This is a genomic window from Sphingobium sp. 3R8, from assembly GCF_020166615.1.
Taxonomy (GTDB): domain Bacteria; phylum Pseudomonadota; class Alphaproteobacteria; order Sphingomonadales; family Sphingomonadaceae; genus Sphingobium; species Sphingobium bisphenolicum.
The window spans coordinates 204076-216674 of sequence record NZ_JAIQXR010000003.1 but is presented as its reverse complement, the minus strand read 5'-3'; the positions used below and the strand labels follow the sequence as shown (position 1 = coordinate 216674).

Sequence of the window (12599 nt, the reverse complement as noted above, 5' to 3'; positions counted from 1 at the left end):
CGCTCAGAAGAAATGGCGATGCGCCTTGTACCAGAGGAAGGTTTGGCGCAGCCGCTCGTCCAGCCCCGCGCCCGGCGTCCAGCCCAGTTTGCGCGCCGCCAGCGTGGAAGAGAGATATTGCGCCTGTATCTCCCCATGGGCGTTGTTGCGCACGTCTGGCTCCAGATCGGCGCGCCCGGCAGCCGCCAGCGTGCGGCGGGTCAGGTCCAGCACGCTCACCGGCTCTCCCGTACCAAAATTGAAGGCACGACCGACCACATCGTCGTCGCCCATATGTTCGGCGAGCAACAGGTAACCGCACACGATATCCTCGACATAGACATAGTCGCGCACCGGGGAGCCATCCGACCGGATCACCGGCCGCTCCCCGTCGATCGCGGCGAGGCAGGTGCCCGGCACGATGCGGTTGCTGTTGAGATCGCCCGGCCCGAACAGATTGCCGCACCGCGTGATGGCGACGGGCAGGCGGTAGGTCTGGGCGTAGCTGAGCGCGATCAGGTCTGCGCAGCTTTTCGATACGTCATAGGGGTGGCGGCCCTGCAACGCGAAATCCTCCTGATAGGGCAGGGTGTCATGCTCGCCATAGGCCTTGTCGGAGGAGGCGATGACGATCCGCTCGACCGTGGCGACGCGGCGGCATGCCTCCAGCAGCACCCAAGTCCCCTTGATATTCGCTTCGAAGGTGGACAACGGATTGCGGTTGGCGACGCCGACGATCGCCTGCGCGCCCAGATGGAAGACGGTGTCGACCGCATATTCGTTGAGTGCGCGCTCGATGACGTCATACTCCTCCAGCGCGCCGCGCACCACCTTGGCGCGGGTGGCGAGGCCGTCGGCCTGGAAGCGCGATTGCGGCACCATGTCGCGGACCAGCGCCACGACCTCGGCGCCCTGCGCCAGCAGTTCCGCGACCAGACTGCCGCCCAGGAAGCCGGTGGCGCCGGTGACGAGGCAGGTCCGGCCTTTCCATTGCCCGCTCATGCCGCGCGCTCCTCTGGCAGCGCGGGCGCGATCCAGGGCGGCGGCCCGCCGGCGGCGAGCGTCTCGTCCATCTCGACCACATCCTTGTAGAAATCGAACGACTTGAAAAAGCCGTCATGGCGGTAGGTGAAGGCGTCGCCGCGCGCGATCAGCGGCGGGATGATGTCGCGCTCCAGATTCTCCCCCTGCCAGTCGGCGAAGATCGCCGGGTCCATCACCATGAAGCCGGCGTTGATCCAGTAATCGGCGATCAGCGGCTTTTCGGCGAAGCGGGCGATCGCGCCATCCTCTTCCACCGACAACACGCCATATTGCGAAACCATCGGCACCGATGTGATCGTCAGCCGGGCGCCATGGGCGCGGTGGAAGGCGACGACCGCGTCCAGCGGCACGTCCGACAGGCCGTCGCCATAGGTGGCGATGAACGGACCATCGATCAGGTGGCGGCAGTTCCAGATGCGGCGGCCGGTGTCGGCATCCTCGCCGGTATCCACGATCTGGACGCTGGCGCCGATATCCTTCCCCTCGAAATAATCGTGCAGGACATCCTGCCGATAGCCCGCCGCCAGAATGAATTCACGATATCCCTGGCGGATGAAATTCTTGATGACATGGACCAGCACCGGCGTACCGCCCAGCGGCAGCATGGGCTTGGGCAGGTAGGTGGTGAAGGGAAAGGCGCGGATGCCCTGCCCGCCGCACAATATCACGACTTTCATCGGTCGGTTCCTTTCGTCTTGGGTCGGGTGAACTGGTCGAGGGGCAGGGTGGCGAGGCCGATGCCCAATTCCGGCCCGGCGACGCCGCGCTGGATCAGCGGGGCAAGTCGGGGATGGGCGACATGGCCGCCGAACCAGAGGCTGATATGGTCGCCGTCGCGCAGCGGACCGGGCGCGAGGATTTCACCATCGGTCCAGTTGGTGCTCGCACGGGTCAGCAGCGGCGCGGCATCTTCGCGAAAATGGACGCCATCGGCGGATCGGGCGTGGTGGATGGCCACCTGCTGCCATTCGGGGTCGGCGCTCTTCTGCACATGCGCGACCGAATAAAAGAGGTCGATATCCTGACCATCGGCCAATGCAGCGGGCGAGGAATAGCCGGCATAGCCTTGGCGTGCCGGATAGAGCGGCCCCTGGCCCAGCACCGGCACCGGCGGCGTAAAGCTGACGCCATCGCGTGACCGGATCAGGCCGATCGACTGGCGCGGCGGCCCGCCTTCCGGGCGTGCGCCGAGGGCGGAGAAATAGATCAGCAATTCGCCGCCCCGCACCACCGCGCCCGGCTCGCCGACCAGATAGCCGTTCCAGTCGGTCGCGCCGCCGGTCGCCCGCAACAGCGTCCAGTTGGCGACGTGCCACGCCACGCCATCGGGCGAAACGGCCAGGCCGATCGCCATGGGCGACGGATCGGGGCTGGCATAGACGCCGGTGAACGCCATCCAGTAGCGTCCCGCGAACTGCACGACGCTGGGCGTCTCGATGCTGGCATAGGGGCCGTCGGCAGGCGAGAGCAAAGGCGCGGCGGGCGACAATGTCCAATGTTCGCCGTCGCGCGACACCGCGCGGAAGGGCAGGACCGGCGGCTTGAACGGCGCGCTGGTGCTGCTTGTCATGTAGAGGACATAGCCGTCCGCGGTACGCAGCGGGCTGGGATCGTTCCACAACCCCTGCCGGCGCAGCGATCCCGCCGGGATCACCGGCGCGGCGCGGCTGACGGTCCAGCCCGGCATCGCGCGCGGCAGGTCCGGCGGCGGCGCGGGATTGGCACATGCCGCCAGCAGCGCCAACGTGAGGGAGGCGGCTATCCCCCGCATCAGAAGGCATTTCGCTGGACGAACGGCACCAGCAAAGTGCGCGCCAATATCTGCAGGTCCAGCCAGATCGACCAGCGGCGCAGATAGTCGATATCGTGGACGACGCGCTGCGCCATCTTGTCATGCGTATCCGTCTCGCCGCGCCAGCCGCTGACCTGCGCCAGCCCGGTGATGCCCGGCTTGATCTTGTGCCGCACGGCATAGCGATGGATCAGCGGCCGGAAATTGTCGTCCAGCGCGACCGGATGGGGGCGCGGCCCGACCACCGACATACTGCCCAGCGCGACGTTGATGAATTGCGGCAGTTCGTCGACCGAGGTGCGGCGCAGGAACGCACCGACACGCGTGACCCGGCTGTCGCCGCGCCGCGCCTGGACGAAGCCGTCATCATCGGTCACCCGCATCGACCGGAATTTCCAGATGCGGAATGGTCGACCGTCCAGCCCATAACGGGTCTGGCAAAAGAGGACCGGCCCGCGCGTATCGATCTTGATCGCGATCGCCGTCAGCAAAGCGATCGGCAGGATCAAGGGCAGGGCGATCAGGGTGAGGGCGACATCCTCCGCCCGCTTCACCAGCCGCGAATAGCCTTCGAACGGAGATTCCACGATGCTGACGACCGGCTGGCCATAGACATCGTCCCAGCGCGCGCCGACCAGATCCAGCCGGAATAAAGGCGGGCAATAATAAAGCGAAGCGGTGGTGTCGCCGAACCGGTCGAGGATCGCCTTGATCCGCTGTTCGGCCGCCATCGGCAGCGTCACATAAATGCGGCTGACCGTGCCCGACCGCGCTAGGTCGTACAGCCGGTCCACCGGCCCGCCAAAAGCCTGATCGGGCAGGGCGACGGTGCGATCGTCCGACGGGCGGCGATCGTCGAACACGCCGAGCGACCTTATGCCCATCCAGCGCTGCCGCGCGAACACGTCGCCCAGTCGCTGCGCCGTTTCCGTGGCACCGATGAAGGCGGCGCTGCGATGGTCGTGGCCGAAGCTGCGCCAGAAGCGCAGGGCCAGTCGCACCGCGATGCGGAACAGGATGATCGCGCCCAGCGACGTCCCGTACCAGAGCGCGGCGGCCGGCGCCCACAATGCGGCGCGCGTCAGTGGCAGGTCGCCCAACAGCCAGAACAGCGTCATGACGCCGGTAAAACTGATCGTCCAATGGGTGGTCAGGTCCGCCAGTTCATGCCGCAACCGCACGATCCGCCAGGACCGGCTGAGATGGAAGAAGGACGCCACCAGTTCCAGCACGGCGACGCACAGCAGCGCGTCGACCGTCGCCGACCGAGGCGAAAGCGTAGCGGCGGTCAGCGCCATGCACAGCAGGATCAGCGCGGTATCAACCAGCCGGCAGAGGCGCACGAATAGCGCACCGAATTGCTGGAACATCCCGTTCGTCCTGAAATCCGCATGCCATGGAGGGGTTTGCATCACCTCGGCGCTCCCGCTTTAAGTAAAAAAATCCTGAACAATGCGTAAATTACGTAATATTGAAGTTATGAAAATCATATTTCATGCGAAAATTGGATTTCATCGTCGAATCACTCTTCGATGAAACCAAAACAACAAGACGAGTCATAGTGTCGTTAACCACGTTAATATTTCATGTGCCAATTTGTGACATAGTCATTTGATCATATTGTCGTGAAGATTGCGGTGTCTATTATTTTACATGTTTCGTTTATTTTGATTCGGTCGATGGGATCGAGCGGCGGCAAGATGCCAGCCGGGAAAGGAGCGATCGGACGGATGTTCTGCATATTGGGCTATCATCGCGCCGATCCGGCGGCCGCCTGGAATGACGGCATCGGCTTTTCCCGCTGCCTGGGCTGTGGCGTGGAACTGGTGCAACGGCCCCGCGCAGGCTGGAGCCCGGTGCCGCGCGGCTATGCGGTAGTCTGGCGCCCCACGGCGGAGCGGCCAGCGCTGGCGGGCCATGCGCCTGCCAGGACGACGGGCTTTCCGCTTGCCCGGCTTGCGGACGGCGCGCGACGAGTGGGTGCAGCGGCGGGGCGAACATTGGACCGCTTCCACGCTCCGCCGGATCACGCCTCCCGCAGCTATCGCTATCTGGCGCAGCGGATCGGCAGCGCACGCACCATATTGCTGAGCGCCTTGTGCGATGCCGATGCGGCCAACGACACGCTGCTGCTGCTGGCGGCGATGCTGCAGGCGGAGCGGGGCGGAAGGCTGCTGCTGATCGACGCGACGCTGGGCGCGGATGGCGTGAGCGTCCCGCTCGGCGCGGGTGGCAAGCCGGGCCTGTCGGACATACGGACCGACGATCCCTGGTCGGCGGTGGAAATGATGCAGATGCTGGCGCGACCGGATATGATCCTGCTGGGCGCGGGGCAGCGCCCCGCCGCCGGTCGGCCCGACCTTGTCGCCGCCATGCTGCCCTTTCTGGCCGAACGGTTCGACCAAATCCTGATCCAGCAGCGCGCGATCATGGCGGACAGCCGCAATCTGGCGCTGGCGACGCGCGCCGACCTGATCTGGGCGCTGGCGGAGGAGGGGCGATCGCCGATGGCGCGTCTGGCCGCCGCGCGCGACGCGTTCCACGCCAATGGCATCGCCGATGTCGGCCTGATCCTGACGGTGCCGGCGCAAAATTCGATGCAGGCTTGGGCGCATGGCGGCTGAGGCCCGTCTCCCCACAGCATTCCACGGTCGCCTGCTGCTGGCGACTAGCGCAGCCGCCGGCGCGGCGCTGATCGTCGCGGCGGGCCTGTCGTCCGGGCGCGGCGCGGCGCTGGCAGCGGTCGCCGCGCTGGGGCTGGGTGGCCTGATCTGGGCCAGCGGCAATCCCCGGCTCGCCTGCCTCTGGGGCGTCGGCCTGACGGCGCCGCTCGGCATCGCCAAGCGGTTCCATCCCATGCCGCATATGGGCGGGGCGGGGGCCTATACGATCGAGGTCGTCGACCTGTTCCTGCTGGCACTGTTCCTGTTCCAGTGGCGCGACACCCTGCACGGCGGGACGCGCCATCGCATCCCCGGCCTCGCTTATTGTTGGATCGCGATGATCCTGCTCGGCCTGCTCGACGCCATCACCGGCCCCTATCGCCAGCTTGCGCTGGTGGAGGCGGTCCAGATGGCCAAGTCGCTGGCGCTGTTCCTGCTGCTGCTGGGCGAACTGACGCGGATGCGGCGCTTCATGCACCTCTTCGCATCGCTTTGCTGCGGCCTGCTGCTCCAGGCGGCGGTCGGCATCGCCCAATATGCGAAGAAGGGCGATATCGGCCTGCAATTTCTGGGCGAGGCGACGATGACCACGCTCGAATATGCCAATCGCGCCACCTATATGGACGGCGGCGCGACCTTCCGCATCGGAGGGCTTCTGGGCCATCCCAATATCCTCGCCGGCTTCATCGCCATGCTCGCGCCGATGCTGCTGGCGCTGCTGATGACGCGCCTGCCCTTCAGCCGGAAGGCGGCGATCGGTGCGGTGCTGGCGACGGCGCTGCTGGCCCTGCTGCTGACGCTGTCGCGATCGGGCTGGCTGGCCTTCGCGCTCGCCGCGCCGGTCGTTATCGGGCTGATGCTGCGCGACCGGCGGTCGCGGCGGCGGGCGCTGGCGGGTTCCCTGGTCGCGCTGGCGTTTGGTTTGATCGCCGCGCTCGCCGCCGCCCCGGCGATCCTGCGCCGCTTCACCCAGAGCGATCCGGGCGCAGTCGATTTCCGCTGGGAGTGGATGGGCGTCGCCTGGGACATGGTGCGCGATCACCCGCTGCTGGGCGTTGGCCTCAACAGCTTCGTCCAGCATCTGCCCGGCCGCACCGCCTATGGCGGGACGGAGGCGCTGACCCGCACCTTCGGCGCGAACTGGCCGGTGGTGCATGACATATACCTGCTGATCTGGGCGGAGCAGGGGACGATCGGCTTCGCCTGTTTCCTGCTGCTGCTGATCGGCCTGCTGCGGACGGGCTGGCGCAACGCGACACGGTGCGCCGATCCCTGGCTCCATGCCCTCAATGTCGGCGCGCTGGCCGGATTGTGCGCCAATCTGCTCGACGGCTTCGGCAGCTTCTTCCTGCGCCAGATGCCCGGCGCGCGGCTGTTCTGGATCATCGCCGCGATCATCGTCGCGATCGACGTCTGGCAACGGCGCAACAGCGCGGAGCGACCGGCATGAACGGCCTGCTGCACAGTGGCGCGCGCCTGGTCGTCGGGCGGGTTGCGCTGTCGGGCTTGCGCATGGGGGCGGCGCTGATCGTCGCGCGGCTGGCGGGGGCGGATCAATTCGGCGCCTATGTGTTGCTGCTGAGCCTGACGGGCTTGGCCGAATGGCTGGCCGATTTCGGCCAGACCGACATCGGCGTACGCGATGCGGCGCGGCGGCCGCGACGCCGGGCGGCGGTGCTGGACGCGCTGGCGCGGGTAAAAAGGGTGCAGGGACCGTCGGTCGCTATGGCGTTGCCGCTGCTGTTGCTGGTCGCCGGGCAGGATCGCGCGGTCGTGCTGGCGGGTTGCGCGGGCGGCGTCGCGGTGCTGGCGACCGCCTGGCTGCAACCGGCGCGCGCAGCGCTGCGGCTGGCGTTGCGGATGGACCGGGATGTCGGCGCGGAGCTGGCCGGCGTGCTGGTGATGCTGCCGCTGCTGGCGCTGGCCTGCCTCCATCGCGCGCCGCTGCCGTTGCTGGTGGCGAGCTTCGCCATCGCCCGGCTGGTGCAGGCCGCGCTGACGGCGCACTGGGCCGGACTGGTGGCAATGCAGAGGAGCGCCCGCCTCACGCCCGCGCGCCTCGCCACGCAGGCGCTGCCGCTGGGCTGCGCGGGCCTTCTCGTGCTGCTCTATGATGCGCTGGCGCCACTGCTGCTCGCCCGGCTGCTGGATATGCGGGCGGTGGCGCTCTATGCCGCGGCGGCGCGCTTCATCATGCCGGTGCTAGTCGCCGTGCAGGCTATCAACAGCGCCGCATTCCCGCTTATCGCGCGCGACTGGCGGCGCGATCCCGCCGCCTTCGCCCGGACGCAGCAAGGCGCGCTGCTGTTGTCGACCGCGCTGGCGGTGCTAGTGTTCGCGGGCATCCATGGTGGCGCGCTGTTCCTGATGGGGCTGATGGGGCCGGATTTCGTGGCCGGCGCGCCTTTGCTGCAACTGATGGCCTGGACCCTGCTGGCGCGCGCGATCACCACCGCCATGGCGCCGCTGATCGTCATCGCCGGGCGACAGGGGCGAGCGATGCTGCTCACCCTCCTCTCGCTGACAGGCCAATGCGCCGCGCTGTTCCTGCTGGTCCCGCATATGGGCGTCACCGGCGCAGCGCTCGGTTGCTTGCTGGTCGAACTGCTGCTCGGCACGGTGGCGGTCAGCGCGATCGCCCAGCGGGTGACGGGCATCGCGATCGACTGGCGACCGATCGCCGCGCTATTGGGCAGCGCTATCGCCACGGCGCTGCTGGTCGCGGCAAGCCCGATCGCCGGCAGCTTTGCCGGCGGACTTGCGGCCGGGCTGATCCTGCTCGGCGCGCTGCTGCTGATCGGACGCCAGGACACGCCTCTCTGGCGTAGCCAAGCGGGAGGCGCGGCATGAGCGGCCCCCGCATAGCCATCGCCTGCCCCGGCATCGGCCTGGTCCAGCGCGGGTTCGAACGGCTGTTTCGCGACCTGTTCGATGAGATGCGCGGCGATTTCCCCATGACCCTGTTCAAGGGCGGCGGGGACAGACACGCGGACGAGATCGTCCTGCCCTTCCTGGCGCGGGGCGGCCGGACGATCCGCTATCTGCCGCTCCATCGGCTGATGGGCCGCACGCCGATGCACGCCGAATGCCTGACCTTCGTGCTGGCGCTGCTGCCGCACCTCATCGGCGGCCGCTACGACATCGTCCATGTGATCGACCCGCCGCTGGCGCGCCTGCTGTTCCATCTGCGCCGCATACTGCGCCTGAACTTCCGCCTCCTCTACACCGAGGGGACGGCGATGCCGCCGCGCGACTATCCGCCCTGCGACCGGCTGCACCAGATATCGGCGGCGACGCTGGCCGATGCCGTCGCGCAGGGCCACGACCCGGCCCATATGACGCTCATTCCCTGCGGCTACCGCGCGGATCGCTTCACCCCCGGCGCAGACCGCGCCACGCTGCGCGCGCGGCACGGCATCGCGCCCGATCGCTTCGTCATCCTCGCGGTCGCCGCGCTCAATCGCGGGCACAAGCGCACCCATCATCTGATCGATGAGGTCGCGCGCATGGACGGCGATCCGCTGCTCTGGCTTGACGGCAGCCTGGACCATGGCGACCCGGATCTGCCCTCTTATGCCCGCGCCCGGCTGGGCGGGCGGGTGCGCGTGACCCATGTGCCGACCGGCGAGGTGGCCGACCTGTTCGCGCTGGCCGACGTCATGCCCCATGCCGCCACTTTCGAAGCCTTCGGCCTCGCCATCGTGGAGGCGACGGCGGCGGGCCTGCCCGTCATCACCCATGATGCACCGCATTTCCGCTGGCTGCTGCCCAATATCGATAACTGGATAGACATGGAAGCGCCCGGCGCGCTGGCGGCGCTGCTGGCGCGCATGGCCGCCGACCCGGCCGAACGGACGCGCCGCATCCTGCGCGATCATGCCCGCGCCACCTATGACTGGGCGGCGCTGCGGCCCGCCTATGCCGACCTTTACCGGAGCATGACCCGATGACCCCGTCTACACAATTCGGGCCGACGCTCGCCATCATCATCGTCAACTGGAACGTGTGCGACCTGCTGCGCGATTGTCTGGCGGCGGTGTCCGCCAGCACCGGCCTGCGCCCGCTCAGTGTCGATACGATCGTGATCGACAACGCCTCGGCCGACGGCAGTGCCGCCATGGTCCGCGCCCAATTCCCTTGGGTCCGGCTGATCGAAAGCGGCGCGAACCTGGGTTTCGCCAAAGGGTGCCAGCTCGGTTATGAAGCAACCGACGCGCCCTTCGTCATGCTGCTCAATCCCGACACGCTGGTCGACCCCGACGCGATCGCTGCGATGCTCGCGCAGATGGAGGGTGATGGCCGCATCGGCATCCTCGGTTCCCGCCTGCGCAACAGCGACGGCAGTTTCCAGCGCGCGTCGGGCGGCGCTTTCCCCACATTGCGCAATTTGGCATGGAACTATCTGTTTCTAAACAAGATATTGCCGCGCGATTGGGCGCCTCCGGCCGTCTATCTGGACGGCGACCCGCCCGGCGTCCGGCCGATCGACTGGGTATCGGGCGCATCGCTGACCTTCCGCCGCGCCGCCGTCGGCGCGCGCATCTTCCACCCCGCCTATTTCATGTTCGGCGAGGATATGGAGCTGTGCCACCGCGTCGCGCAGGCGGGCTGGCGCGTCCTCTATTCCGCGCGGCAAAGCATCACCCATCATCACGGCGCCAGTTTCGCCCGCCAATCGTCGATGGAGGTGCTGGCCAGCGTCTATAAGGGGCCGCGTTTCTTCTTCCGCCAGGGCCGCGGCCCGCTTGCGCGGGCGGCCTATGACGCGATCCTCTTCACCGGCTACGCCAGCCGCTGGCTGGGCTTCAGCCTGCTCGGGCTGCTGCGCCCCAATCGTGACTATCACGCCATGGCGCGCTTCAGCCGCCGCTATCTCGGCGTCATGGCAGCGACCATCTTCACCCGACATCCGCACCGTCCAGCAAGGGGGCAGCAACCATGAACAAGGGCGTCAAACGCATATTGGTGACCGGCGGGGCCGGCTTCCTGGGATCGCATCTATGCGACCGGCTGGTGGCGCAGGGTCATGACGTGTTGTGCGTCGACAATCTCTTCACCGGATCGAAGAGCAATCTCGTCCAGTTGATGGGGCGGCCTAATTTCGAATATATGCGCCACGACGTGACCTTCCCGCTCTATGTGGAAGTGGACGAAATCTACAATCTGGCCTGTCCAGCCTCGCCGCTGCAATATCGCATCAATCCGGTGCAGACGACCAAGACCAGCGTCCATGGCGCGATCAACATGCTGGGCCTGGCCAAGCGCACCGGCGCGAAGATCCTGCAGGCGTCGACCAGCGAAGTCTATGGCGATCCCGAAGTCCATCCCCAGACGGAGGAATATTGGGGCCATGTGAACCCGATCGGCCCGCGCGCCTGCTATGATGAGGGGAAACGCTGCGCCGAAACCCTGTTCTTCGACTATCATCGCGAAGGGCGGGTGCGGATCAAGGTCGCGCGCATCTTCAACACCTACGGCCCGCGCATGGACCCGGCGGACGGGCGCGTCGTGTCCAACTTCATCTGCCAGGCGCTGCTCGGCCAGCCCATCACCCTTTACGGCGACGGCGCGCAGACCCGGTCCTTCTGCTATGTGGACGATCTGATCGAGGGGCTGTTGCGCCTGATGGCCAGCGACGACAGCAACACCGGGCCGATCAACATCGGCAATCCCGACGAATTCACGATGGTCGAACTGGCCGAAATGATCGTCGCGCTGACCGGATCATCCTCCCCCATCGTGATGCGGCCGCTGCCCGCCGACGATCCGCGCCAGCGTCGCCCGGACATCGGCCGCGCCCGCGCCGCGCTGCACTGGGAACCGACGGTGCGGCTGCGCGAGGGGCTGGTCCACACCATCGCCTATTTCGATGGGCTGCTGCGCTGTGCTGGCGGGCCCAGCCTGCCCCCGGCCATGCCCGGCGACATAGTGCTGCCCGTCGCGCCCCTGCCGGTCAATCGGCTGGGCGCGTGACCGGGGTAGGGCAGGGGGAACGGCGCGAAGCGGCCCAGGCCACGGCATTTTCCAGCATCCTCACATAATGGGGATCGGCATAGGTTTCGGGGCGATGGCCGATCGCCGAATAGAAGGCCCGGCCCTTGCCCACGCAGCGGGTCCAGGCGATCGGATGATCGCCCATCGCCAGCGCGCCCGGCTTGTAGCTGCCCTCGTCCAGCGTGGCGATGATGGCGGAGCCGCTGGCGCGCGGATTGCCGGTGAAGCTGTACCATTCGTCTTTCATCACCCACTCGCCCGGCAGGCCCGCCGCAATGTCCTGCCCGCGCCCTTCGACCACGACTTTCGCATCCTGGAATTGCGGGTTCATCGGATGGCCGGCAAAGCGCGCGCCGACCAGCATATCGACATACCAGTCCCAGAAGGTGGCCGGATCGCCCGCCGACCCATGCACCGCGACGAAGCCGCCGCCCTGTTCGACATAGGATTTGAACGCGGCGCGCTGCGACAGGGTCAGCACGTCGCCGCTGACATTGTTCCAAATGACGGCGTCGAACCGGCGCAGGATCGACGGCGTCATCGCCCCGCCCTTGTCGCTGACGACCACGGACCAGCCCTTGCGCTGCGCCATCGCCTGGAACGCGGTGCGGGCGGCATCGACCGAGGGGCTGTCGCGAAAGCCGGTTATCTTTTCGAAGATCAGCAGGCGCGGCTTGCCCTTGGGCAGGGTGACGCCGGGACGATCATCGTCATAGCGGGCGCACCGCGCGATCTTGTCGGCGGGCGTCACCGGGATGGCGCGTAGCGTCGCGTCGAGCGCGGCCATCCGGTCGGCAGGAATATCCTTCATCTTGCTGAGCGCCTGCAACGTCAGGATCGATGCGAAGGTCGGCGCCTGCGTGGAAAAGAAGCGCGGCGGCAGCGCCGCGAAGACTTGCGGTGCGCCCGCTTCGATCGCGGCCTTGGCGGGCGGGCTCAGCAAAAGGTCGACAATCGGCGACTGGGTGGAAAAGGGCGCATCGCGCAGCGGACAGTCGGTCGGCGCTTTTGCCATGGCCCCGGTCGCCAAGACCCCCAGCACACATGCCGCGGTCGCAGCCAATACCCTTTGCATCGTCCCTCTCCCATATCGTTACACCAACCCTAGAACGGCGATCGGCGACTGG

At 67.2% G+C, this 12599-nt stretch carries 11 protein-coding genes; 6 read left to right on the top strand and 5 right to left on the bottom strand.

Features of this window, described 5'->3' with window-relative positions; translation table 11 throughout:
- Nucleotides 1-3 precede the first annotated feature (3 nt).
- From K9B33_RS04400 to K9B33_RS04385, 4 genes are read right to left on the bottom strand one after another with little or no spacing between them, the layout of a single operon-like run.
- Nucleotides 4-981, bottom strand: coding sequence for an NAD-dependent epimerase/dehydratase family protein (locus tag K9B33_RS04400; protein WP_224546972.1), 978 nt, complete (start codon nucleotides 979-981; stop codon nucleotides 4-6).
- Nucleotides 978-1700, bottom strand: a complete 723-nt coding sequence (locus tag K9B33_RS04395) for a sugar phosphate nucleotidyltransferase (protein WP_224546971.1) — start codon at nucleotides 1698-1700, stop codon at nucleotides 978-980. Before K9B33_RS04395 ends, K9B33_RS04400 begins: the two co-directional genes overlap by 4 nt.
- Nucleotides 1697-2794 (bottom strand): hypothetical protein, encoded by a 1098-nt coding sequence (locus K9B33_RS04390; protein ID WP_224546970.1) that lies wholly within the window; start codon nucleotides 2792-2794, stop codon nucleotides 1697-1699. The genes K9B33_RS04395 and K9B33_RS04390 overlap by 4 nt, the downstream gene beginning before the upstream one ends.
- Complete coding sequence (locus K9B33_RS04385; RefSeq protein ID WP_224546969.1) at nucleotides 2794-4185, bottom strand: undecaprenyl-phosphate glucose phosphotransferase; 1392 nt, start codon at nucleotides 4183-4185, stop codon at nucleotides 2794-2796. The genes K9B33_RS04390 and K9B33_RS04385 overlap by 1 nt, the downstream gene beginning before the upstream one ends.
- Before the next feature lie 360 nt (nucleotides 4186-4545).
- On the opposite strand from K9B33_RS04385, the gene K9B33_RS04380 reads away from it, so the two are divergent.
- From K9B33_RS04380 to K9B33_RS04355, 6 genes are read left to right on the top strand one after another with little or no spacing between them, the layout of a single operon-like run.
- Nucleotides 4546-5439 (top strand): hypothetical protein, encoded by an 894-nt coding sequence (locus tag K9B33_RS04380; protein WP_224546968.1) that lies wholly within the window; start codon nucleotides 4546-4548, stop codon nucleotides 5437-5439.
- Nucleotides 5429-6928, top strand: a complete 1500-nt coding sequence (locus K9B33_RS04375) for an O-antigen ligase family protein (protein WP_224546967.1) — start codon at nucleotides 5429-5431, stop codon at nucleotides 6926-6928. The genes K9B33_RS04380 and K9B33_RS04375 overlap by 11 nt, the downstream gene beginning before the upstream one ends.
- Nucleotides 6925-8328, top strand: a complete 1404-nt coding sequence (locus tag K9B33_RS04370; protein WP_224546966.1) for an oligosaccharide flippase family protein — start codon at nucleotides 6925-6927, stop codon at nucleotides 8326-8328. Before K9B33_RS04375 ends, K9B33_RS04370 begins: the two co-directional genes overlap by 4 nt.
- Nucleotides 8325-9428 carry a glycosyltransferase family 4 protein gene (locus K9B33_RS04365; protein WP_224546965.1) on the top strand — a complete coding sequence of 368 codons (1104 nt, stop codon included), beginning with the start codon at nucleotides 8325-8327 and terminating at the stop codon, nucleotides 9426-9428. The genes K9B33_RS04370 and K9B33_RS04365 overlap by 4 nt, the downstream gene beginning before the upstream one ends.
- Nucleotides 9425-10420, top strand: coding sequence for a glycosyltransferase family 2 protein (locus tag K9B33_RS04360; RefSeq protein ID WP_224546964.1), 996 nt, complete (start codon nucleotides 9425-9427; stop codon nucleotides 10418-10420). The genes K9B33_RS04365 and K9B33_RS04360 overlap by 4 nt, the downstream gene beginning before the upstream one ends.
- Nucleotides 10417-11451, top strand: a complete 1035-nt coding sequence (locus K9B33_RS04355; protein WP_224546962.1) for a UDP-glucuronic acid decarboxylase family protein — start codon at nucleotides 10417-10419, stop codon at nucleotides 11449-11451. Before K9B33_RS04360 ends, K9B33_RS04355 begins: the two co-directional genes overlap by 4 nt.
- Here the strand turns inward: K9B33_RS04355 and K9B33_RS04350 are convergent.
- Nucleotides 11432-12487 carry a ThuA domain-containing protein gene (locus K9B33_RS04350; RefSeq protein ID WP_224546960.1) on the bottom strand — a complete coding sequence of 352 codons (1056 nt, stop codon included), beginning with the start codon at nucleotides 12485-12487 and terminating at the stop codon, nucleotides 11432-11434. The two genes, K9B33_RS04355 and K9B33_RS04350, sit on opposite strands and share 20 nt — an antisense overlap.
- Nucleotides 12488-12599: the final 112 nt, after the last annotated feature.